This is a genomic window from Pedobacter sp. UYP30, assembly GCF_040547165.1.
Classification (GTDB): domain Bacteria; phylum Bacteroidota; class Bacteroidia; order Sphingobacteriales; family Sphingobacteriaceae; genus Pedobacter.
This window is the reverse complement of record NZ_JBEPPD010000018.1, coordinates 40,637-65,301: the sequence shown is the minus strand read 5'-3', so window position 1 is coordinate 65,301 and position 24,665 is coordinate 40,637. Positions and strand designations below refer to the sequence as shown.

The window sequence follows — 24,665 nt, the reverse complement described above, 5'->3', positions numbered from 1 at the left end:
ATACCTAAAAAAATAGATTAAATAGTCATATATAAGACAACAAAAAACACCAGTTGGCTACAAAATAGCGTTATGCCGATGTATTTTTGCTGCTTTAAATGCAGTGCATAATAAAATTTCAACAAGATAACAGAAACGATAAACCAAGCAACATAATTTTGGATAGGAATAATTTTATCGTGCCATTGCCAATAATCAAATTTCATGGCCACGGGCTCCATAAAAAAATCAAACAAAACCAATAATGCGGCGCCAACCAAAGCGGCCAAACTAGAACTTCTTATTTTAAAATCTTTTACCATCTGGCCGACACTAAAAATTAGCAGCACCCAGTTTATTCCCATTAACAAAGGTACATCTGCCACTTTTAAGCCCATGGTATTGCCGTAAGCGTAATTACCAAAAATTCCCAGTGTTTTTACGCCCAGAACCTCCACCATATATCCACAAAGAAAAACACCTGCTATAAACAAATAAAGCCGCTTATAATCGGCATTATAAGAAAGTATTAATATCAAAAACATCAGCAATAAATGGTAAGGAACCAAGCTTTTAAATGATGCATTTAAACCCGAGACCAAAAAGCCAACAAGCCCGACTAGGTGAAATATAATAATAATCGCAACGGCCCATTTTGGGCTTATAATCGCGTTTGTAATTGTCGGCCTTTCCATGCACCAGATTTAAATAAATATTTTTTTATAGAGACGATCGCAATTATAAGGAAAAACGCCATTTGAATGGGATGTAAAACTAAGTTTTCGATAATCTTTTGTCCGGATAGTAGCGAAATCATTACCCGCCCCAACAAAATTATAGTAAGGGGCAAAACCAATTGAGCCAGATTAAAATTCAAAAATAAAAGTACAGGCCCCACTATTACCAAGGTTAGATAGCCCAACAAGATCCATATATTTTTACCAAAACCTGCCAACAAATTTTTACTAAACCCATCAACGGCTTCTTTCAATCCGCTGTACATCCTACAGTAAATTAAATTGTTGCCGAGCAAGGCTTCGGTTTTAAAACCTCGCTGCTTAACCAGCTTCATAATTTCTATATCTTCTACCACTTCTCTCTTAACCTCTTGATGCCAGCAATTGTCTTTGTAGTTTTTGGCTTCAAAAAACATGCATTGCCCACTTGCAGCGGCAAACATTGGGTTTTTTGAGAGCTTTACCAAGCGCAAGGGTAGTAAACTTAACAAAATATAATGCATTAGCGGAACTGTTAATTTTTCGCCTAAGGTTAACATCTGCTGGTTTGTAAAAATACTTAATAAAGAAAGGCTTCCAAGTTCCATTCGGGTAAGCATGCTATTTATAAGTCCAGGCTTTATTTCCTCGTCGGCATCTAAAAAAAACAGAAAGGCTCCGGTTGCCAAGGCCGCAAGTTGGTGGCAGGCAAAATTTTTACCTAACCAGCCAATAGGTAATTCTTTACCTCTAATAATACGAAACTTTGGGTTTTCTGCACAAAACTTTGATACTACCGCGCATGTGTTGTCCTCGCTATGATCGTCTAAGATCAATACCTCGTAATGTTCATAATCTTGGTTTTTAATCGACAGAAGCAGTTTAATAATATTTTCCTGTTCGTTGCGTGCTGGAATAAGAATGGAAACTTTAGTAGAAAAGTGTTTAAATAATTTGGGAAGCCGTGGGTTGGATAAAAAATTGAAAAGCGTTACAGAAAACCTAATCACCAAAAAAATAAGCACTGCATATAAAAAAATACTCATATTATTTTCTCCGTCTGCTTGGTTAACGATGACTGATAATGTCGGTTATAGGCGCTTTTTAACACCTGCAGGCTTTCGTAAACTGCGGGTGCATGTGCAGACAAGTAGGTGTTTACCATTGGCTTCCTGTTTTCAAAATAATCTGTAAACGTAGCAGCAAAGACAATTTCGGTGTTTTCTCGTCCGGTTTTTATAATTCTCCCTATACCTTTTTCAAAGGAAATGGCTTTTACATGGTTGGATTGCAATTTGCCCTGCGGAAAAAACAACACCAAATTACTGGGGTCATCTAACAACGTTGCCGCAAAATCTAAGGTTTCCAAAATGTCCTTCCCTCCGCCTTTCGACGCGAAAGCGCCAAGGTATTTTAAAAATTTAACGCCCTGATAGTTTTCCTCGTTTACCAATACATGAAACTTTTTCTTAAACGAAACTTTATTGATGTAGAACATTAAAAAACCGTCCCACCAGCTAAAATGATTGGCTAGCAATAAAATTGAGGCATTTGGGCGAACACCGACTTTGTTAAAATTAAAACGCGAAAAATCTTTATGGATAATGTACCTGATGTACCAGGAAAAAAATCTAAAAATAAGCTTACTTTCTCGCGGTTTGTGCATACGTATAAACTAAAAAAACTGCAAGCGGTTAATATAGGGTTTAAATTCTACAGAAATTCCAAAAAAAGACCTTTGTTTGAAGCATCAGCTTAAATACACCCTATCTTCTTGGCCTTCAACATCCATAACAACCTCTACATGCTCCTTTAAAAGTGTGGCCAACTCTAAACCTACGTAATCTGTTGCTATAGGGAAAATTTTATGACTTCGATCTACCAGTACAACAGTACGTATTTTTTTATGTGGCGTGTTTAAAAAAACCCCTAAACCATAAGCAAGCGTTTTCCCGCTGTTCAATACATCGTCTACTAAAATAATTACTTTATTTTTCCAAACTTTTTCGTCAAGATCGGTAGTAGCCACCAACTTACTACTTTCTCGATCTAAATCTATGCGTAGTAAAACAACCTTCAATTGGCTAATTTCTTGCAACACTTTCTGCAAACGCAAACCAACTTTATAGCCGCGTTCCCAAATGCCTGCAAGCACAATCTCCTTTTCGTTTAAATTGTCTTCCAAAATTTGATAGGCAATCCGATCTATTTTTTGTTGTAACTGTTTGCTATTTAATAAGAGCAGGTGCGCGCCGTCCATTTTATTTTTGTTTAAGTACAAAAAAACCTATTTTAACCTTCAAATCAAAAGAATAAGCAATTAATTTAATTTGTTGCAACGTTTTTACCTTTTTTGCGTCTAACCAGCAAACAACTTTAAGAAACATGAAAATCCTAAGCCAACTATCTTTATTTCTGACCCTTACATTAACCAGCTTACTTGCCAATGCACAGAAATCTAAAACTTTTCAGGCGAGCAACTTCAACTCCATTAGTATTAGCAACGGCATCGATTTATACCTAAGCCAAGGCGACACCGAAGGAGTGACCGTAAAGGCAGACGATGCCGAAGTAATAAACGAAATAGTTGTAGAGAAGAATGGCGCCAATTTAACCATCAAATTTAAAGATGGATTTAAACTGAGCCGCTTATTTAGAAACCGAGGCGCAAAAGCATACCTATCTTTTAAAACTTTAGATGCTTTAAATTCCTCTGGCGGATCTGATGTTTACTCAGAAAATCAAATAAAAGCCGATAAACTTGCCATACACTCCTCGGGTGGCTCTGACCTTAAATTGAATCTTATTTGCAACAATTTATCAATAGAATCTAGCGGCGGCAGTGATTTAAATTTAAAAGGGAAAGCAACCAACCTCATCTTACGGTCTAGTGGTGGCAGCGACATAAATGCTTACAGTTTGATTACAGATTATGCAAAAATAGAATCTTCTGGCGGTTCTGATGTGGAGGTTTTCGTGATCAAAGGCTTACAGGCGAGCGCCAGCGGTGGCTCTGACATTACTTTTAAAGGAAGCGGAGCCTTAAGAAAAACTTCTAACTCTAAAAGCGGCAGTGTTAAGCATGTAAATTAGCCCATCACAAATTGGAGCAACAGTTCTGCTAAATAAATAATTTGGCGCTCTAACATCCCGCACGTGCGGGACTGTACCGGGGTTACCCGCCGATTGGCGGGTGATCCGCGGTGCCGCTTTTGTCATTAGCGCAAAAAGAAGTAAGGGATTTAAAACGCTGCCAATTTTTTTCTTTTTGATTATTTTTGTACTTTAGAGTTACAAAATCTCACTAAATAAAATGGAAATTTAGATTTTGGCAGGACAAAGCAATAGGTTTCCCTAATAATTACAATTATGCGTTCAATAAACCCACAATATATTAAAGATACTGCAGGTAAAAAATTGGTTATTCTGCAACAAAATGAGTTTGACAGCTTAATGGATGAATTAGAAGATTTAGATGACGTTCGTCTTTAAGACCATGCAAAAAAAAATGACACGAGCGAACGCATACCGATGGAAGAAGCTTTTAGAATGATTGAAGAGCAGCGCAAAAATAATTATTAATACCTTATTTACTGAACTTTAGCAAGCAAGCTATTTCCAATCTCGCCGAGAATCCTCGCCCCAGCGGATATATAAAGTTAAAGAACCGAAATGGTTACAGGATTAGGATTGGTAACTACAGAGTGCTCTATGATATTTTCGACAGCGTTCTAACAATCGAGATTATCACTCTTGGACATAGAAAAAATATTTATGGGTAAGAACATCTAATCTAAAAATATAACAACTATAAACGTATAGCAAATTAAAATTTTAAACTCAAAGCTCTACAGCATAAACTTTTCTCGCCTAAAGCAATGTTATCAGGAAGATAAACCAACCAAGCAAATTTAAAACAAGGATCTTTTTAATCTGAATGAAAGATTGTAATGCTAAAACCGTAAAACAAAATATTAGCCGCTGCCTTGCAGAAACCTTAAAACAATGACCTTTATTTTTTCTTATAAGGATAAAAAATAAAGTTAGCGCCCTCTGGCACTACCACAAAAACACACATAAATTCTTGGGGATTTTTATAGGCTTTTAGAAATGGCTCTTTTCGCTCCTTAGAAATCACCCCTTTTTCTACAAACTCTTCCAATGTAGATGCATGTATAGTCCAATTGGTATTCAGGTCGTCTTTGTTTAGAATTACCTCTCCAAAATTTATCTCGTGTTGGTGGGCAACAAAAATAGGTTGTTTAGAAATGCCTTCCATCAAAATATCTAACGAAACTTCTTTCAGCGAATCTGAGTATAATTCTAAATCCTGCTCTAAACTCAACAGCGGACTTTTTGGCTTTTCCTCTTTACCACCATCCTCTGGCGTTGCTCCTAATAATTCTTCTCTTTCCATTTTAAATCTATCCTTAAAATTCTAAATCGGCTAATTAAACACAAAGATTAAATTGCCAGATTATTCCGTTCTTCTTTATTTTATTTTCTCAACCTCAACAAAACTACGTTTTCTACATGTTGGGTATGCGGGAACATATCTACTGGTTTTATGCGTTCCACATCGTATTTTTCAGCTAGCCAGGCAATGTCTCTTGCTTGTGTGGCGGCGTTGCAACTTACGTACACTATTTTTTCAGCTTCAATTTCTAACAATCTGTTTACCACATCTTGGTGCATGCCGGCTCGTGGCGGATCTGTAATAACTACGTTTGGCTTGCCATGCTCGCTCACAAAATCACTGCTCAACACATCTTTCATGTCGCCAGCAAAAAACTTGGTGTTGGTAATTTGATTTAATTCGGCGTTATACTTGGCATCTTCTATAGAGGTTGGAACATATTCTACCCCAATTACTTCTTTAACATCTCTAGCAATAAAATTTGCAATGGTGCCTGCACCGGTGTATAAATCGTAAACCCTTTCATCTCCCTCAAAGCCAGCAAAATCTCTCGTAATTTTATATAACTCTAACGCTTGTGCAGAATTTGTTTGATAAAAGGATTTAGCACCAATTTTAAAACGAACGGTATTTCCATTTTCAAGTTCCATTTGCTCAAAAATAAAGTCTCTACCAGAAAACTGAATAACCTCTTGATCAAAGATGGTATCGTTTTTCTTCTCGTTTACCACATACAGCAATGAGGTTATCTCAGGGAACTCGTCATTTAAAAAAGTCATTAGATTTTCTATTTGCCCCTTTTCTGGATAAGCAAACACAACAACTACCATAACCTCTCCTATTGAGGAAGTTCTGATGATCAAATTACGAAGTGCTCCTTCGTGGTTGCGCAAATCATAAAATGAGATTTTTTGCGCTAGAGCGAACTTTCTAACGGCATTCCTGATTTGATTTGATGGATCTGCTTGCAGATAACAATGCTCAATGTCTAAAATTTTATCGAACCTAAGTTGCACATGAAAGCCAAGCGCATTCATATCAAAATTTTCCTCTCGTTCAGAAACATCTTTATCTATTGTTTGCAACCAACGTTTGTTGCTAAAAGTAAATTCTAGTTTATTTCTATAATATCTATCGTTTTTAGAAGCCAAAATTGGCTCCATGGCAGAAACATCTACATGGCCAATGCGTTCTAAAGCCGAGGCCACACTTTTTTGTTTGTACTTTAACTGTGCAGCATAGCTCATGTGTTGCCACTTGCACCCGCCGCAGGTGCCAAAATGGGCACAGAATGGATCAACTCTTTCTTCAGACTTTTGCAAAATATTTACTACAACGGCTTCTGCAAAATTCTTCTTCTTTTTTGTCAATTTTACATCTACCACATCTCCTGGCACGGCCTTATCTACAAATATGACCAATTCATCGGCTTTGGCCACACCCTTCCCTTCTTCTGCAATGTCTACTATAGCAAGGTTGGAAATATAGACAGGCGCACTTGTTTTTTTTCTGCTCATAGAGGTGCAAAGATAAAAATAAAGGTGAGTGAGAAAAAGGGCAAATGATTTATCGACCTAAGTAAGTCGGCCGAAAAACGAAATCCGAACAATAAAGAAAACTTGTATGCGTAAAAATACGCAAATAACATTTTATGTAAAACGGAATACTTAATAACGAGTAAACTTCGAAAATCCTTTTTTTCTAGGTCTAAAATAACGAAATTAGCAGGGATTTAAGTCCCGATAACAATGCTCAAAAAAACGGAAAACCAAGACAATGCTTTAAATCCCATTTTTTTACACAAATGGATTGAGGATACTGTCAAAAAATTTCCTAATCATATTGCTGCAGTCTACAACGAAGAGCAGCACAGCTACCATAGTTTAAACAAAAAAGCAGATAAGTTAGCAGGCCAAATCATCCATAAATGGCCCTTAGAATCTATTATCGGCGTATCTTGCACAAAGTCTTTAGATTTAATAGTGTTCCTCTTAGCTATTTTAAAAGCAGGAAAAAGCTACTTGCCATTAGATGCCAATTACCCAAAAAATAGACTGATACAAACCATAGACGATTCTAAAATCATTGCTTTTCTTTCAGAACCAGAAGAATTTGATTATTTTAAAAGTTTTGGACTAACACCTGTTAAAGAGAATGACCATGTAATTGATATAGGTGCTGTGCTAATTAAGCAAGAACCAAATGCTTGCGTATTATACACATCTGGATCTACTGGTAAGCCAAAAGGTGTTTGTTTAACGCATGCTAATTTGTGCATGTTTTTAGAATGGCAACAATATAACTCGTATAGTGCGAACAATTTAAGGACTTTACAATTTTGTCATTTAGGTTTTGATGGCTCGATAATGGAAATCTTTCTATCCTTAATATGTGGAGGAACCATTTACCTAATAAATGACGATATACGATTAGACGCCTTAAAGCTTATAGAGTTCGTAGCATTAAATAAAATTAACAAAATATCCGTGCCCTATGTTTCGCTACAATATTTAACAGATGCGGCAGTAGAAAATGGAATTTTTCCAACTGAGTTGAAAGATATTAACTGCGGTGGAGAAATTATGAAGATTACCCCAAACATTAGGACTTTCTTTGACGCAATACCTACAGCTCAGCTCTTTAATGTTTATGGCCCTACAGAAACAACACATTCTGTTGCGAGATTAGTATTGCAAGCACCAACATCTGCATGGCCAGATTTACCTACAATTGGTAAACCTATAGCAAATGCGACTATCTATTTCTTAGATGAAGATTTAAGGTTATTACCCGATGGTGAGGTTGGAGAGCTTTGCATTTCTGGCCCGGGTTTAGCAGACGGATATCTTCATCAACCAGAATTAACTGAAGAGAAATTTATTAATTGGGAGCATCCAACGATAGGCAAAATTAAAATTTATCGTACCGGCGATCTTGGAAAGTTCCTTCCAGACGGAACTATAGATTTTCTCGGCAGAAAAGATGGTCAGGTAAAAATAAGAGGCAATAGAGTAGAGCTCAGCGAAATTGAAATAGCATTTGTTAAACTGGGTGGGGTTAGTCAAGTAGTGGCCAAAGTTATAGAATCAACACCTGGCAACAAATCGCTTATTGCTTATTTTACCGGATCAAGCCCTATAAGTCCAGAAGAGTTACGTAAATATATCTCTAATTTATTGCCAGATTACATGGTTCCAGACCATTATATTTGGCTAGATGCGATGCCGAAAAATGCTAGTGGCAAGCTAGATAAAAGTGCGCTGCCCGCGCCAACATATAAACGTTTTGAAACTGACGTTCTTTATAAAAAGCCAAGAACAACTTTAGAAATTGAGATTGCTTTAATTTTTAAAAACATTCTTCGGTACGATGAGATTGGCCTTGACGATAATTTTTTCGAGTTTGGAGGTAATTCCCTACTCGCACAAAAGGCTGTTGCAGCACTCAGAACCCAATTGGCTAGGCAACTACCCATTACAAAACTGTATCAATTCTCAACAGTAGCAAAAATTGCAGATTATTTTAAAAAGAATACAATTGATACAAAGCAAAAACCTCTAAATAGAACAATTGCGAACCATACAAATGAGGTTGCCGTTATTGGTATGGCCGGAAGATTTCCTGGTGCGAATACCATTGATAAGTTTTGGGAAAACTTACTCGAAGGAAAAGAAACCACCAGTTTTTTTAGCGATGAAGAATTAGACGAAAGTATCTCGCTAGAGGTTAAAAATGACCCCACTTATGTAAAAGCGCGGGGAATTATAGAAAACGCAAATCAATTCGAACCTTCCTTTTTTAACCTTAATCCAAAACTAGCAGAATTGATGGATCCGCAACAGCGGATATTTTTGGAAATTGCTTACGAGGTATTAGAAAAGACCGGCCATTTACCTCAAAATCACCATTATAAAATTGGCGTTTTTGCGGGAGCAGGCACAAACACCTATTATGAAAAAAATGTATTAGCTCATCCAGAACTTATTGAAAACCAAGGTAAAAATCAGGTGATTAGTGTAAATGATAAGGATTACATTGCTTCTAGAACTGCCTACCATCTAAACCTTAAAGGCCCTGCGGTAAACGTAAATTCGGCATGTTCTACCTCCTTACTGGCTATTGCACAAGCTGCCAATAACATAAGAACTGGTATTTGCCAAGTGGCAATTGCAGGTGCCGCAAGCATTACAAGCCCGATAAAAAGCGGGCACATCTATCAAGAAGGCAGTATGTTAAGCAGTGATGGACACTGCAAACCTTTTGATGACACGGCTACAGGAACAGTTTTTAGTGATGGTGCTGGTGTTGTGCTGCTTAAAAACTTAGAAGCCGCAGAGCGAGATGGCGATACCATTTACGCGGTGATTAAAGGAATTGGCATAAACAACGATGGAGGAAACAAAGGAAGTTTTACCGCCCCTACAACGGAAGGGCAAGCAGATGCAATTTCGGATGCGGTGAAAGATGCAGGAATTAGCGCTTCAGAAATTTCTTATGTAGAAGGGCATGGAACTGGTACACCGATTGGAGACCCCATAGAAGTGGAAGGTTTAATAGAGGCATTTGGAAACCAAGAAAGGAAACAATTTTGTGCCTTGGGTTCTATTAAAAGCAATTTTGGCCATTTAACACATGCTGCAGGCGTTGCAGGCTTTATTAAAACCTGTCTAGCGCTTCATACGCATAAAATCCCTGCAACTCTAGGTTTCAAAACTCCAAACAGAAATACCGATTTCAAAAATAGTCCATTTTATGTAAACTCAGAGCTGATAGAATGGAAACAAGAAGAAAAGCGGTATGCCGGAGTGACCTCTTTAGGTGTTGGAGGGACAAATGTTCATGTTGTTTTAGAAGAGTATGAAAACATAGAAAAACCAACTTCTAACAGCAAGTTGCCAGAAATAGTAATGTGGTCTGCAAAAAGCGAAGAAAGCGCTAATAGGTATGGCGAAAACCTGGCAAGCTGCGCAACGAGCCAGCTGGATTTAAATCTAACGAATATTTCTTGGAGTTTAAATAAATCTAGGACCGATTTTTCTTTTAGAAAATTTGTTGTAGCGCGTAATGAGGCAGATTTTTTAGCGCAGGTTGCCGATAAAAAATCCAAGACCTATCAATTAAAAACAAGCCCAACAAATTTAGTCTTTGTTTTTCCGGGGCAGGGTGCTCAGTATTTAAATATGGCCAAAGAGCTGTATGATCGAGAAGCAGTGTTTAAGGAGCATATCGATTTATGTGCTGAATTATTGCTGCAATATATCGAAGAAGACATCAGGCAAATCATTTTTCCAACGGAAAAAAATGAACAAGCGGAACAGAAACTGAAGAACACAAAATATACCCAACCTGCGCTATTTGTTACCGAATACGCTTTGGCAAAACTATGGATGAGCTGGGGACTAGTACCTACAGAATTTTGTGGCCATAGTATTGGGGAATATGTTGCAGCCCACCTTGCAGGTGTCTTTTCGTTAGAAGATGGCATAAAACTCATCGCTTTGCGCGGAAAAATGGTTAGCGAACTACCAGGCGGCAGTATGCTTTCTGTAAGGGGATTGATTAAAGAAATTGCACCAATAATCCCGAAAGACATAGACATCGCTGCGATAAACAGTCCAAGGCTCTTTGTCCTATCCGGTAAAGATGAGGTCATCTCTGATTTTGCAAAAAAGCTCACCGAAAGGGAAATAGCAAATAGTTTACTTTTTACAAGTCATGCGTTCCATTCTTCTATGATGGATCCGATTATTGCTGATTTTGAATTGATTGCGAAAGAAGTAAAACTATCTGCTCCGCACACGCCTATTATTTCTACGGTTACTGGTACATATTTAACAAATGACGAAGCTACTAACCCGAAATATTGGGCCAATCACCTACGTAAAACTGTAAGATTTGCCGATGCAGCAAGCTTTATGCTAAAAGAATTTTCTGCGCCAATATTTTTAGAAGTTGGTCCAGGCACAGTTACCACCACATTTATAAACCAAACAGCTGCCGCCGAAAACAGCCAAACAAAATCAATTGCCAGCTTGGCAGACAAGGAAAATAATTATGTTTCGCTCTTAAATTCTTTAGGACAATTATGGGCGGCGGGCCAGCCGATAAACTGGGATAATTATTTCCAAAACAATCATAAAAAATTTTTAAATTTACCCACGTATCAGTTTAACAGACAACTTTGTTGGGTAAATCCGGAACCAAAAACAAGTTTAAATAAGACTATTCAGCCATTGACCACTTCAGCAAGTGTGAATCAACAAGTGCAGCTTAAGTCTAACGCAAATATGAGAAAGAACGCGCTAACCGCACAGGTAAAACAGATTTTAGAAGATGCCTCTGGTGTGGAGATGCAAGATGTAAATGTCGATTTAAGCTTTTTGGAGATTGGCTTGGATTCGCTCCTATTAACTCAAATTGCCATTTCGTTAAAAAGAAAGTTCGAATTACCCATTACGTTTAGAAAACTTAATGAAGAATACCCATCTGTTGGGTCGTTGGTTGATTATATTGACAAAAATTCAGCCCAACAATTTGTGGATTCGTCTGCTACAGTAAATAGGCCTGTTTCTCAAACTTCAGCAAATCTCCTACCCCTTAACGGCTCTGCTGTAGATGGTTCTTTAAGTTTAATTGCGCAACAAATTGATTTACTTGCGAGGCAGGTGCAGCTGTTACAAGGTGGGGCAGCACAAAAAATTGCTTCGGCACCAGTAACTAGTTTTGTAGCAGCTCAACCAAGCATTTCTTCAAACAGTACAGAATTATCTGAAAAAGAAAAAACAGAAATAGCAAAACCCTTTGGCGCTACTCCAAAAATAGATAGAAAAGTGACTCAACTGAGTGAAAAACAAGTCGCTTTTTTAGAGAATCTTACTGAACGCTACAACAAAAAAACTGCAAAAAGTAAGGCCTATGCCAGCAACAGCAGGCCTTTCATGGCAGACCCAAGGGTTGTTTCTGGTTTTAAACCCCTTACCAAAGAGTTGGTTTATCCTATAGTGATGAATAAATCTGCTGGCAGCAAAATGTGGGATTTAGACGGAAACGAATACATAGATGCGTTAAACGGATTTGGCTCAAATATGCTTGGTTATCAACCAGACGTAATAAAGGAAGCATTGCATGCCCAAGTAGAAAACGGATTTGAAGTAGGCCCTCAACACGAACTTGCCGCAGATGTGTGCAGGCTCGTTTGCGAGTTTACAAATTTTGATCGTTCTGCATTGTGCAGTACTGGCTCTGAGGCCGTGTTAGGTTGTATTAGAATAGCAAGGACAGTAACAGCCAGGTCGTTAATTGTTGCATTTACAGGCTCTTACCATGGCATTATCGATGAAGTATTGGTTCGCGGAACAAAGAAACTTAAGTCTTTCCCAGCGGCAGCCGGAATAATGCCAGAAGCGGTTTCTAATATCTTGGTCTTAGATTATGGAACAGAGGAATCTCTTCAAATAATAAAAGATCGGGCTAACGAAATTGCTGCGGTTTTAGTGGAACCCATTCAAAGTAGAAGACCAGAGTTTGTGCCAACCGAGTTTTTACATAAATTGAGAGAAGTAACGACCAAATGCGGTGCGGCACTCGTATTCGACGAAGTGATTACTGGTTTTAGAATGCATCCTGGTGGCGCGCAAGCATTAATGGGCATAAAGGCCGATATTGCGTCTTACGGAAAAGTGGTAGGTGCTGGATTACCAATAGGCGTTATTGCGGGTAAAAAAGAGTATATGGACGCGTTAGATGGGGGCGATTGGAATTATGGCGACCATTCCATCCCAGAAATTGGCGTAACCTATTTTGCTGGCACATTTGTTCGGCATCCACTTGCTCTGGCAGCCGCAAAAGCATCTTTGTTGTACATGAAGAAAATGGGGCCAAGCTTACAAAAAAGTTTGAATGAAAAGGGCAAATTGATTGCAGATACTTTAAATGGAGAAATTAGCAAACGAGGGCTGCCTTTAACCATTACTAACTATGGTTCAATTTGGAGATCGAGGTTTGATGAAGACATTCCTTACAGCGAATTGATGTTTACATTGATGAGGGAAAAAGGAATCCATATTTTAGATGGCTTTCCATGTTTCGTAACAGAAGCTATGAACGCTGATGATATTCAAAAATTAATCAAAACGTATGTAGAAAGTTTGGACGAAATGATTAAAATAGGCTTTTTTCCGAAGGCAAATAAAGATGCTTACATTGCAGATGGTATTGTAGTTGATGGAAACAACCCACCAATAGACGGTGCAAAACTTGGAAAAGATAAAAATGGAAATCCTGCATGGTTCTTAGAAAGTAAAGAAACCTCAGGAAAATTTGTTCAACTAGATGTGATTTAATAAATGGACGCTCAACCCCTACATATTGACTTTAAAGAAATAGATTTCAACCCCTTTGAAGACGGTAGAGAGATAGACAAAATAGTTTCTGTTGATGAGAATCTGCGAGAAATTTGGTTATCCTGCATTCTAGGAGAGAAAGACGGAAACTTAGCTTATAACGAGTCGCTTTCTATGTTGTTTGCAGGAGATTTCGATTTTGAAGCTTTCAAAACATCTTTCGAGCAGGTAGTTCAAAACCACGAGGCTTTAAGGGCATCAGTTAGCGAAAATGGTGAGAAAATTATCATTTACAAAAAGGCAAAATTCGCCTTCCCGCTAGAAGACATCAGCCAAAAAACAAAAATAGAGCAAGAAAAATATCTAAAGAAATTTGTGAGTGTCGAAATGGATAAACCGTTCGATTTACAGAACAGCCCATTATTTAGGGTATTTATGCATAAATTGGATGAAAAAAGCTTCTATTTTACGTTCGTTATACACCACATCATTTGCGACGGGTGGTCTTTTGGAATTATTTTAGAAGACCTCAGCAAATTGTACAACAGTGCGGTTAAAGGTATATTTATACATTTAGAAAAGAGTCACCAGTTCAGCGATTATGCAAAACAACAGGCTGACTTTCTAAAATCTGATGACTTTAAAAAAACGGAAAATTTTTGGCTAGACCAATTTAAGGGAGATTTACCTGTACTAAACCTCCCGATAGATTTCCCAAGACCAACAACGCGCACTTATCGTGCTAAACGATTTGATCTCTCACTTCCCGTTAAGCTTATCGATCAGTTAAAAGAAACTGGCGCAAAAACCGGAAACAGCTTGTCGAACATCATGCTCGCTGCCTTTGATCTGTTTCTTTTTATACAAACCAACCAAACAGACCTGATAGTTGGTCTTCCTGCTGCCGGGCAATCTGCCACAGACAACCTAAATTTGGTAGGCCACTGTGTTAATTTATTGCCAATTAGAAGTAAAATAAATCCAGAAACACCTCTTAAAGAATTTTTAAAAGAGAGAAAAACAGCATTTTTTGATGCTTATGAACATCAGCAGTTCAGCTTTGGGCAATTGGTTAAAAAACTTAATATTAAAAGAGATCCGGCGCGGGTGCCTTTAGTATCGGTTATTTTTAACATTGATATGGGAATGGATAGCTTGGTTTCTTTTGATGATTTGACCCATAAACTTATTTCTAATGCCAGAACCTGCGAAACTTTTGAGATTTTCTTAAATGCAACAGGCTCGGCAGAAGACTTCATCTTAGAATGGACTTATAATACTCAACTCTTCAAGTCAGAAACCATTGAAAAAATGGCAAATGAATTTAGAGAGTTATTAGACAATATTGTTCTTCATCCCGAATGGCAGCTTAAAGAATTTGTCGCAAATCGATTCTCTACAAAACATGCTGAAAATGCTATAGCTAAAGGTAAATCAACCGAGGTAAACGAAAACGTTTTAGATTTGTTTAATCACAGCGTTCAACGTTATCCAGATAAGATAGCCGTAGAATTTGAGGACGTGCAAATGACTTATCAAGCGTTAAACGACCAAGTAAATCAGTTCAGCAATTTCCTTATAAAAACGGGGGTAAAAAAAGGAAGCATGGTAGGTTTGGCAATTAATAGATCTTTAGAGATGCTGGTTGCAATACTCGCTGTTTTAAAAAGTGGCGCTGCCTATTTGCCGTTAGACCCAACTTTTCCGTCCGGACGCCTTAATTATATGGTAGAAGATTCTGGTACGAGTGTGGTATTGGTATCGAAGACTCAAAAAAATATCATAACATCATCAGTAGAGGAAATCGTGATTGAAGAGGTTTGGCCATTGGTTTTAAAGCAAGAGAAAAAGGCTGAAACGACCGCCGTGGCTCTTACAGATTTTGCCAACCTATTTTATACTTCTGGATCTACTGGCAAGCCAAAAGGTGTAAAAATTACCCATAAAAACTTAGCAAATTTTTTGTTAAGTATGCAAGAGGCTCCTGGTATAAAAACCACAGATCGTTTGTTGACCATTACTTCCATAAGCTTCGACCCCGCTGGCTTAGGTCTATTTTTACCGTTAATTAGCGGTGCACAAGTAATTATAGCAAATGCCGAAACCATTAAAGATGGTCGATTATTGGTACAGCAAATTGCAGAAAAAGAAATCAGCTTTTTGCAAGCTACACCATCATCTTGGCAAATGATATTGGACTCTGGATTAAAAAAACCACCTTACTTAAAGGCTCTTTGTGGAGGAGAAGCTTTAACCATACAGCTTGCAACCCATCTTTTAGACTACTCTACAGAGCTCTGGAACATTTATGGGCCTACTGAAACTACAGTTTGGTCTTGCATTAAGCAGATATTACCAACTGATCAAGAAATTTCAATCGGCAACCCAATAAATAATATGCAGTTCTATATTTTGGGAACGAATGGAGAACTTCTGCCTCGCGGCGAAATCGGGGAAATTGGCATTGCCGGATTTGGAGTAGCTGAAGGTTATCTTAATAGACCAGAACTATCCACAGAAAAATTTGTAGAAAACATTTACGACCCAATCGATGATGGTAAAATATTTAAATCTGGTGATTTAGGCAAAATGCTCCCAAGTGGGGAAATACAATGTTTCGGCAGAATTGACCACCAGGTCAAAATTAGAGGACACAGGATAGAGCTGGGAGAAATTGAAGCTGCGGTTTCAGAGCAGTCAGAAGTGAAACAGGCTGTAGTTGTTGCCAATAGAAATGAAAAAAATGGCAGTGTGCAACTTGTTGCGTACGTAACGATAGCCCAAGATGTAATTAATGAATCTGCACTTCATGCTTGGGTAGAAAGATGGAAAGAACTGTCGGGCTCTTTAATAAAACAGTGGAAAGAAAATTTGACGAATGAATTGCCAACCTATATGATTCCCGATCATTTTATAGGCCTGCAAAATTTTCCATTAACGCCCACAAACAAGGTTGACAGGAAAGCTTTGCCAGAACTTACAATAGACCCGTCTAGCGAAACTTCGGAATTACGACTTCCCCAAACTGAAAATGAAGCACTGATCCTGAAAATATGGTCGGATGTGTTGGGATTAGAAAAAATCTCTATCACAGACGACTTTTTCGAAATTGGAGGGCACTCTTTACTTGCAGTAAAAGTAATGGTAGAAATAGAGCGGGCAACAGGAAAACGTTTACCACTCGCAACCTTGTTTACCTATGCAACAATAGAGAAATTGGCGCAGAGAATTTCTGATAACTCCGAAGCCGAGCAATGGGAAGCACTTGTTCCCATTAAAACCAACGGAACAAAAACACCTGTTTTTTTAATTCATGGGGCAGGTTTGAATATTTTGTTGTTTAAATCGATTTGCAAATATTTCGATGAACAGCAACCCATTTATGGAATACAAGCGCTCGGTCTAAATTACGAAATGAACATTCCGTCAGATCTAAAGGCAATCTCTACTAGATACCTAACCGAATTGTTAAAAGTAAACCCCAATGGGCCATATTGCTTGGCTGGTTATTCTTTAGGGGGATTTATTGCATTTGAAATGGCCAACCAATTGAGGGAAATGGGAAAAGAAATTACTTTTCTGGGGATAATGGATACCTATGTCGGAACGGAAGACCGTGAAAAAGCTCCTCTCACTTATGCTTATACCAAGATAAAAAGACAGTTTAACAAACTACCATTTGTTGCAAAAACAATTATCGAACATCCTTCAGACGCAATCGACTATCAGTTAAAATCGGCATGGCAAAAGTTTAATAAAATTTTCGAGGGAGTTACCGAGGAAGAGGTTAAGTCGTTTTCTGCGTATGAGAGGACAGTCTATGATCAATTTCAGCGCGCGCTAATGGGTTATTCATTGGTTCCTTCGAAGTTGAAAATCCATCTTTTTAGGGTAGAAAAACGTTTGTATTATTTAGATGACCCGATAAAATTAGGGTGGGATAAATATGCCTTAGATGGTGTAGAAATCCACGAAGTTCCTGGCGATCATAAGACATTCCTGTCAACTCCAAACGATAAAAGGTTTGCAGAAATCTTTCAACAAGTGTTAGATAATGTTGACTAAATATGACTGGCTAGATTTTGAAGCCCAAATAATAACTTTAAATCATACCTCTATTTTTAAAATTCATATACCCGAAGTAATTGCCGAAGTAAATAGGATTAATGTTGAACTGCTTTCAGACAAGGAAAAAGCAAAAGCAAATCGTTTTAAATTTTTAGCTGATAAAGAACGATTTTTAACGGCAAGGGTGGTGCTTAAGTTGTTACTCAAACATATTTCTGGTGTTTCGCTCAATCCCATAGACTTAGAAACATCTAAAACTGGCAAACCATTTTTTAAAAACATCGAATTTAACCTAGCTCACAGCGGAAACTACGTGCTTATTGCCATCGCTAATAATCCGGTAGGTATAGACGTCGAAATCCCAAATGATGATTTTGACTTTGACCTAATTCTTGACAACACTTTTAGTTCTGAGGAAATAAGCTACATCAACCAAAACCACAACAGAAAAGAAAGGTTTTTAACTTTGTGGACGAGAAAAGAAGCCTTGCTCAAAGCAACCGGAGAAGGGTTAACTGATGATCTAGCATATATTTCGGTTTTAGATGAAAGGATAACTAGAATGGAATCTAATTTTATTTTAAATTCCTTCAAAATAAACGATATAGATATTGCGAGTGTTGCTCAATTAAATACCTCCGGAAAAATGAGTATGTACGATATTCGATCAAATTTTTTCAATCCCTATAATTAATGGGCAAGCCTACTGCCATAATTATAGGTTCGGGTATTGCTGGGCTCGCAACCTCGATAATAACTGATTGTCTTTTTGAACATAACCAACCAATTTAATTGCTTGTTTCAATTCATCTAATTGCTTTGTTTTTTTAGATAACAATTTATCATTTAAAGCATATCCTTTTAACAAGTAATCTTTTAAAATTTGATTTGCCCAAATACGAAATTTAGTACCTTCTTTGGATTTTACGCGATAACCAACCGAGATAATTATATCTAGAGCATAATATTCTACTAAATAAATTTTACCGTCACTGGCAGTTGTCGCATTTTTTGAGACAACTGAATCTCTAAGCAATTCACCCTCTCTAAAATATTGTTTACGTGTTTAGAAATCGTTTTATAGTCTCTTTTAAACAGCAAAGCCATCTGTTGTTGGGTTAACCAAATCTTATCCTCTTCTAATTTCACATCAATCGAAGGAAGCCCATCTTCCGTTTTATATATGATAATTTCGCCTTTGTTCATTACTTTATTTTCTACACTATTTGCATTAATTTATACTAATCTGAAAAATGATTAGCCGTAATAGTTTAAAGTTGTTTGTAGTTTATTTTTCAAAGAATCTCTTAAAACCATTGTCTCGATAACCTCTACATGTTCCCCATAAGAAAGCAGTTCCATTTCAAAATCGAATGTGATGTACATTTCTAGTTGTATTAAAAGTTCAGCGCCGGTATCTTTCAAAATCACCTGACTTACATGCAAAGGCATAGATTTAACATATTTAGCTTGCTGTTCATCAAAAGATAAAATTATCGTTTGTATCGGCTGTTCTCCATCTCGACTGATTATACCAAAACTACTTTCAAAATAATTTTCTGGCTGATGATTTTCTGGGACGTTGAACTTTTTCTTACTCACATCTAAATTTATGATACGTTCTAAACCATAAGTTCTTATTTCGTTTTTCGAAATATCTTTAGCGATTAAATACCAACGGTTTTTAAATTCTTTAAGTAAATAAGGCTCAACTTTGCGTAGTGATGGCGCTTTATCCCAATAGGTTTGATAAGAAAGATTGGCTTCGTTTTGATTCTTAATTGCATTTAGCAAGGGAAGAAAATAATCCAATCCGACCGATTTCCTTCTTTCAAATTGGAGGTATCTAGATAAATCTATACTTAAATTTAAAGCATTAAAAGTATCAAAGGCTTCGAGCATTCTGTTGTTGTGTTCGTTATTTTGCTCCTCTTGGATATAATACTTCTTTTTAGAAAAATCGTATTCAATTGATATACCCTGAACAACACGAATACTTGCAATATCTCTTTCGAAAGTTTTTGCGGAAGTTCTTAAATCGTAACCAAAAATTTCAGACTCCAGTTCCAAGTAGCTTTCAATTTCTTTACGCGTTGCCGAAAATTTTTTTAGCTTTTTTATAATTGCGCTTTGGCGAAGCTGTATTTTATTGTGAGCCATAACTTAAGTTTTTATAAAAATAAAGATAGACTACGACATAATATGTCGGATAAGAAAATTATTTTTGACAAAGGAACTAAAATCAAATTATGAGGCAGTTAAAACTAAAAATCCAAATTCATCCCGAAAATTTAGAATTAGATGAACTTCTAAAAATCGCTTCTGCAAAAGAGTTAAGTTTAACAGAAGAAAATGAATTGCTAAATCAAATTAGAGCAGGAGATAGCAGTAAAGTTGAAAAGCTTATCGCTAGCGAAGAGTTTATGATTTTAAAATTGATAAAAATGCTTGGCGTTACGAAAGAACAACAGATACCCTGTATTGAAATCGCCAAAATCTCCCTTTCCAAATTATTGAAAAGGGAAATTAATAGTGAGTTAAGTCCTAAATACTTTAAGTTTAGGAATTGGGTTGTTAGGCAAGGGATTTTGGATGTTTTGAAAAAATAACACGAAAATATAATATGACATTTTATCCAAATTATTTAATAGTTTCTTTCTCCAGAAAGAGTTGAGTTTACAGTCCTCAATTTTCTAAAAAATGCCGCCATTTATTCGACTTTCCACCTTTTCTTTTGAATTTTAGCAATCTGTCATGTAATTCAAAATACCTTTCAATTTCTGTTTAATTTTTTTACTGCGAACTTCAATTTCATCAATAGTAAGTTCTCGATTTTCATTTAATTCCTTCATCAGTGGATATTTGTTAAATTCTATCCATCCTGATTTATTATTGTAATAACTTGTACCTAATAATAAGTTTCCAATTGAATAATTTTTTTCACTTGACGCATTCTTTTCTTCGATATTTATTAAATTAGGATACTCCCAAAATTGACATATATTTCCATTGAATAATAATTCTTTATCTGTATGCAAATATTCTAAAATCGACCAAAGTAAAACTTTTTCATAGTGTCCTATATTCCTAGTATCAATAATTAATCTGTCAAATTCTACTTTTTCATTATCTTTCATCAAAACAGAATTTAAACAAAAACATTTCAATTTTGCATATAAATTATCAAGAATAGTCTGTTCATTTGAGGTTTTAAAAATAGTCCAAAAAGAATTAAAATCTTTATGCATAAATTGTTTCTTTTCTGACTTGACTAGCATGCAATAACCCCAACCTGCAACTCCTCGGTGTTCAAAATTACCATTTTCTAAATAAGAGAGTAGCCTATATAAATTTCCAAGTTCAATATTCTCTGAAAATGAAAATTTAATATAATTTATTTTTTGATAAATAGCATAAAAATCTGAAAGCTCATCAATATCTTGTTTGTTTTCTACAATCTCAAATAAAGGACTTAAATCCCCCATAAAATCTTCATGATCTTCCCATTCTTCTAACAATTGTTTATGTTCAAACAACTGATTTTTGAGTTTTTCTTCCTCATTAAACCATTCGTTTAAAACTATATTTTGAATGGAACTAATGTTATAAGTGTTTGAATTGAATTTCAATATTTTTTCAATAGAATCAGACTTTTCTATAATTTGAAGTACATAACGCCAATCGACATAATTAAGCTTTCTATCTTCCCATTTTAAATCAAAATGATTTTTGCGTAAACGTCTTAAAAATAAATAACAACCTTCTTTATCATTTTCAAATTTTGACATAAAAGCCATCAATGGAAGTAATATATTTTGCTGCCTATCCTTAAACAAACTTCTTAAATCTACAATGGTTTTAATATCTTTATTTTCATTAATAAATCTAAATTGTTTTTGAAATTTATCATCTTCGAGATATACAACAAGTAGCTCTAAGGAATTGAAATGCTTTTGTATTTGATACAAATAATATTCATTTTTACTTTTATCTTTCAATACTTCTTTTGCTTTTTTGATGATGTCAACATCATCTTGCCTGTCTTCAATCTGAAAACACCAAGTAAGGAAATCGTCCACACCATTGTCAGCAATTTTTTCTTTTCCTTTTCCTTTATTTCTATTTCTCCAAAAGACATTTTCTCTTTCTTCCCATTGCGTTGCAAAATCACTACTTGAAACATTTGCCAACAAAATTGGCTTAATATTTTCAGAAACCGTCAAACTTTTGCCTGTAGTATTAATTATAACAAAACGCTCTTCGCCGTATTTTTTATTATCTACATTATAATATTGAATTTTTATATTATCGATAACAAAATTTGAAAAATCTTTTACATCTATCTTTGGTAATTTATCCTCAATGATTTTTAGACAAGAAATCATGCTTATGATGGACGGGTCTAAATTATATTCGCTGAAATACCAAGGTTGATTTTTTATTGTGAATGATATTAATGTTTCATTTTCATTTACCTGCTTTTTAGATTTAGCTTTTTCATACTCATTTTCTAATAGTTTTGTTTTTTTTAGAAAAAATTCATTAACTAAATCTCGCAAAAAAAACACAGTACTTTCTCTTACTGCATATTGCAAATAGGGTTCTTTATCATCTTGGTTTTCTTCAAAATCAGAGATTAAACATCTTTTTAAATCTTCATTTTGCTCCTTTCTGTAAAGCATTCCAACAAGAAGATACAATGTCGTCAAACGTTGTTGTCCGTCTGTTAAATAGATATGATTTTTTGGGTGTTCATATACATCAATTTTCCCAAGTAAAACTTCATTCTCTTTACTGTTGTTAAATTCTTCAAATAAAGTATCTATAAAACTGCTTACGATATTTATTTTTATATTTCCTTCTCCATGTGTATCATCTCCCCAGCAATAATCGCGTTGAAAATCGGGGATAATTATCTTTCTGTCTGCGGTTGAGAATAGCTGTGAAAGCGAATAGTATTCGTTGCTGTTTCGTATATTATTCTCCATAGTATTTATCAAATTCATTAAAAAAATAGGCTTTATTGTCATCTACATTTTGAGATAACCAGTATTTTTCATTATCAAAAAGTTTTTCAGTTTCACTTTCTTTTGTATTAGTTGTAAATGATTTTGAAAACACTTTCAAGGTATGTGGCAGTAAAAAACCATCCTTTATTTTTTCAAATAATTTTTGTTTTTTAATATCAAGTGGTCGATTACTTAAAGATGAATTCGCTGAACCATTCAATAAAACTAAATTCCCAATCGAATTGATACTATCTGATTTTTCATCAATATCATTCTTTGAATTAATAAAATCTGTATCTAATTCATTCGGTTTTTGTGGGCAAATATGTTCTAAACTTTTAGTTTTAAACACATCAAAATCAAATTTTCGTGTGTTCATATCCGAGACATTCATTCTTAAAAGTTGAAGATATGCCTGATTTTTTGCATCACTATTATATAATTCTTTATCATATAATGTAGATTTTAAAGCGTCTCTTTTCTCTATATATTTATGTTCAGTATCATCTGAAATCTCTTTAATTGTACAACCAGCCAATGACCATTTTGTAAATCTTTTCAGTTTTTCCTTTTTCTCACGATTCTGAATAAAAAATTCTAACACATCATTTTTAAAGATTGCTGTATTTAATGCTAAACCTAAAAGATTGTAAATTTCCCAGCTATAATACATATCCTCAAAAGTTTTTTGCAATTTCCTTAAACCTTCAAAATGTAATTTGGCGTTTTTAGCATTATCAATAAATTGAGACTTAAAATTATCAAATGAAAATTCTTTGATTTTTTCATCTGCTACATTATTAATATTCCAATACGTTACTAAGAGATAATATAATGGATGATTATTTCCTGTGCCAAAATAATTTTTTACCTCATCTTGGTTCCACCAATACAACCATTTATCCCAATTACGAGATAACCTCCCTCTATCTTCATTTACTTTCCATTCGATTGCAAATTGTTCTTTTTGAATTTCTATCCATTTTTTTACGTCATCTTCCGATTTAATTTCGGACGGTTGGTTTTTATCATACTGTCCTTCTTCAATTTCAATCCTTGAAGATTTTATTAATAAATCAGATTTTATCAATTCCTCATCTTTCATTATGGCTTTCAATCCATTAAGTGCAATGAAAGTATTTACTGCTTTTTCTTTTGGAATTGAATTATAGAGTAAAAAAACATTTTCTTTGACAAAACTTAAAAAAGATTTTTTATTTCTTTCTTCTCCACTTTTAATTTGTTCCTTTTTAGATTCAATTTGTTTGATTGCTTCTTTGAAGTAATAAATATCCTGAACATCTTCGTCTTCAATTTCAGAAATTTGATTACTTAACCATTTATGAGAATCTTCTCTTATATTATATACTAATTTATCTTTCAATAAATCAATTTCTCCCAATTCTTTAAAGATTAAAAAAAGAGACGTTGTTCTTTGTTGCCCATCAACAAGTATAATTTGCTTATTATCTTCTACGACGGTTACAGCTTCTATAAAATATTCAGACAAATTATTTTCAAAAGCAATAATCAAACTTGTTAGAAAAAATTCTAATGAACTTTCTTTATCGCCATCTTTTACAGACCATTTATAACCCCTTTGATATTCTGGAACAACAAAAGTTCCTTTGTTAAAATACTTTTCTATATTGATTTTATTTTCCATTGTTTAAATACCTTTTATACAATTCCGCACAAGCCATTGCATCGCTTAGCGCGTCATGATGATTTAATTTAATTTGATGTTCTTTGTATAAACTCGCTAAATCTCTACCGTAAATTTTATACGTGCACCGCTTCTCGTAAACAGGATGCTCAACACCATAATAATCTAAAGTTTGTGCCAAGCAATTAAAATCGAAAGCACCATTATGCGCAACTACCGTTTGGCCATGGATAAATGGTTTCAACTCATTCCATATTGCTGTGAACGTTGGCGCATTTCGAGTGTGATTTGAGCTTATTCCATGAATCTCTACATTACGGTAGAAATAATAATTATCAGGTGGGCGAATAAGTTTATTAATAGAATTGACTATAATTCCATTTTCAACTCTAACTAAACCCACCTGACAAATACTCCACCGCTTACCTTGCGCGGTCTCAAAATCTATTGCGGTAAATGTTGACATTG

The 24,665-nt window shown here is 35.5% G+C and carries 19 protein-coding genes; 7 read left to right on the top strand and 12 right to left on the bottom strand.

The window, feature by feature from the left end; all coding sequences use genetic code 11:
• Nucleotides 1-17 precede the first annotated feature (17 nt).
• From ABIB40_RS16915 to ABIB40_RS16900, 4 genes are all read right to left on the bottom strand, one after another.
• Nucleotides 18-674 (bottom strand): carotenoid biosynthesis protein, encoded by a 657-nt coding sequence (locus ABIB40_RS16915; RefSeq protein ID WP_354360574.1) that lies wholly within the window; start codon nt 672-674, stop codon nt 18-20.
• On the bottom strand, nt 641-1,741 hold the full coding sequence (locus ABIB40_RS16910) for a glycosyltransferase family 2 protein (RefSeq protein ID WP_354360573.1): 1,101 nt from the start codon (nt 1,739-1,741) through the stop codon (nt 641-643). The genes ABIB40_RS16915 and ABIB40_RS16910 overlap by 34 nt, the downstream gene beginning before the upstream one ends.
• Nucleotides 1,738-2,361 (bottom strand): 1-acyl-sn-glycerol-3-phosphate acyltransferase, encoded by a 624-nt coding sequence (locus ABIB40_RS16905; RefSeq protein WP_354360572.1) that lies wholly within the window; start codon nt 2,359-2,361, stop codon nt 1,738-1,740. Before ABIB40_RS16905 ends, ABIB40_RS16910 begins: the two co-directional genes overlap by 4 nt.
• An 84-nt stretch (nt 2,362-2,445) precedes the next feature.
• Complete coding sequence (locus ABIB40_RS16900) at nt 2,446-2,955, bottom strand: phosphoribosyltransferase family protein (protein WP_354360571.1); 510 nt, start codon at nt 2,953-2,955, stop codon at nt 2,446-2,448.
• A 125-nt stretch (nt 2,956-3,080) separates the two neighbouring features.
• On the opposite strand from ABIB40_RS16900, the gene ABIB40_RS16895 reads away from it, so the two are divergent.
• The 3 genes from ABIB40_RS16895 (at nt 3,081) to ABIB40_RS16885 (ending at nt 4,477) form a co-directional block, all read left to right on the top strand.
• Nucleotides 3,081-3,788, top strand: coding sequence for a head GIN domain-containing protein (locus ABIB40_RS16895; protein WP_354360570.1), 708 nt, complete (start codon nt 3,081-3,083; stop codon nt 3,786-3,788).
• Nucleotides 3,789-4,064: 276 nt separating this feature from the next.
• On the top strand, nt 4,065-4,187 hold the full coding sequence (locus ABIB40_RS16890; RefSeq protein WP_354360569.1) for a hypothetical protein: 123 nt from the start codon (nt 4,065-4,067) through the stop codon (nt 4,185-4,187).
• Nucleotides 4,188-4,276: 89 nt separating this feature from the next.
• A complete protein-coding gene (locus ABIB40_RS16885; protein WP_354360598.1) occupies nt 4,277-4,477 on the top strand; it encodes a type II toxin-antitoxin system RelE family toxin in 201 nt (66 codons plus the stop codon).
• Nucleotides 4,478-4,707: 230 nt separating this feature from the next.
• Here the strand turns inward: ABIB40_RS16885 and ABIB40_RS16880 are convergent, their stop codons facing one another.
• Both ABIB40_RS16880 and rlmD read right to left on the bottom strand, forming a co-directional pair.
• The gene (locus ABIB40_RS16880; RefSeq protein ID WP_354360568.1) at nt 4,708-5,112 is read right to left on the bottom strand and encodes a hypothetical protein; all 405 of its coding nucleotides are present in this window, start codon (nt 5,110-5,112) and stop codon (nt 4,708-4,710) included.
• Nucleotides 5,113-5,192: 80 nt separating this feature from the next.
• On the bottom strand, nt 5,193-6,629 hold the full coding sequence (gene rlmD, locus ABIB40_RS16875; protein ID WP_354360567.1) for a 23S rRNA (uracil(1939)-C(5))-methyltransferase RlmD: 1,437 nt from the start codon (nt 6,627-6,629) through the stop codon (nt 5,193-5,195).
• Nucleotides 6,630-6,860: 231 nt separating this feature from the next.
• Here rlmD and ABIB40_RS16870 point away from each other — a divergent pair, with 231 nt between their 5' ends.
• The 3 genes from ABIB40_RS16870 to ABIB40_RS16860 are packed head-to-tail and all read left to right on the top strand — an operon-like array spanning nt 6,861 to nt 18,216.
• Complete coding sequence (locus ABIB40_RS16870; protein WP_354360566.1) at nt 6,861-13,454, top strand: amino acid adenylation domain-containing protein; 6,594 nt, start codon at nt 6,861-6,863, stop codon at nt 13,452-13,454.
• Nucleotides 13,455-13,457: 3 nt separating this feature from the next.
• Nucleotides 13,458-17,519 carry a non-ribosomal peptide synthetase gene (locus ABIB40_RS16865; RefSeq protein WP_354360565.1) on the top strand — a complete coding sequence of 1,354 codons (4,062 nt, stop codon included), beginning with the start codon at nt 13,458-13,460 and terminating at the stop codon, nt 17,517-17,519.
• Nucleotides 17,509-18,216, top strand: a complete 708-nt coding sequence (locus tag ABIB40_RS16860; protein WP_354360564.1) for a 4'-phosphopantetheinyl transferase family protein — start codon at nt 17,509-17,511, stop codon at nt 18,214-18,216. The genes ABIB40_RS16865 and ABIB40_RS16860 overlap by 11 nt, the downstream gene beginning before the upstream one ends.
• A 21-nt stretch (nt 18,217-18,237) precedes the next feature.
• Here ABIB40_RS16860 and rhuM read toward each other — a convergent pair whose 3' ends face one another.
• From rhuM to ABIB40_RS16845, 3 genes are read right to left on the bottom strand one after another with little or no spacing between them, the layout of a single operon-like run.
• Nucleotides 18,238-18,558 carry a RhuM family protein gene (gene rhuM / locus ABIB40_RS16855; protein ID WP_354360563.1) on the bottom strand — a complete coding sequence of 107 codons (321 nt, stop codon included), beginning with the start codon at nt 18,556-18,558 and terminating at the stop codon, nt 18,238-18,240.
• Entirely contained in the window at nt 18,495-18,728 is a 234-nt protein-coding gene (locus ABIB40_RS16850; RefSeq protein ID WP_354360562.1) for a virulence RhuM family protein, read from the bottom strand. The genes rhuM and ABIB40_RS16850 overlap by 64 nt, the downstream gene beginning before the upstream one ends.
• Nucleotides 18,729-18,779: 51 nt before the next feature.
• Nucleotides 18,780-19,682: a helix-turn-helix transcriptional regulator gene (locus ABIB40_RS16845; protein ID WP_354360561.1), complete on the bottom strand. Its 903-nt coding sequence runs from the start codon at nt 19,680-19,682 to the stop codon at nt 18,780-18,782.
• An 89-nt stretch (nt 19,683-19,771) separates the two neighbouring features.
• On the opposite strand from ABIB40_RS16845, the gene ABIB40_RS16840 reads away from it, so the two are divergent.
• Nucleotides 19,772-20,131: a hypothetical protein gene (locus tag ABIB40_RS16840; protein WP_354360560.1), complete on the top strand. Its 360-nt coding sequence runs from the start codon at nt 19,772-19,774 to the stop codon at nt 20,129-20,131.
• Between the two features lie 132 nt (nt 20,132-20,263).
• Here the strand turns inward: ABIB40_RS16840 and ABIB40_RS16835 are convergent, their stop codons facing one another.
• From ABIB40_RS16835 to ABIB40_RS16825, 3 genes are read right to left on the bottom strand one after another with little or no spacing between them, the layout of a single operon-like run.
• Nucleotides 20,264-22,510 (bottom strand): DUF262 domain-containing protein, encoded by a 2,247-nt coding sequence (locus ABIB40_RS16835; RefSeq protein WP_354360559.1) that lies wholly within the window; start codon nt 22,508-22,510, stop codon nt 20,264-20,266.
• Nucleotides 22,500-24,197, bottom strand: a complete 1,698-nt coding sequence (locus ABIB40_RS16830) for a DUF262 domain-containing protein (protein ID WP_354360558.1) — start codon at nt 24,195-24,197, stop codon at nt 22,500-22,502. Before ABIB40_RS16830 ends, ABIB40_RS16835 begins: the two co-directional genes overlap by 11 nt.
• Nucleotides 24,187-24,663, bottom strand: a complete 477-nt coding sequence (locus tag ABIB40_RS16825) for a 3'-5' exonuclease (RefSeq protein WP_354360557.1) — start codon at nt 24,661-24,663, stop codon at nt 24,187-24,189. The genes ABIB40_RS16830 and ABIB40_RS16825 overlap by 11 nt, the downstream gene beginning before the upstream one ends.
• Nucleotides 24,664-24,665: the final 2 nt, after the last annotated feature.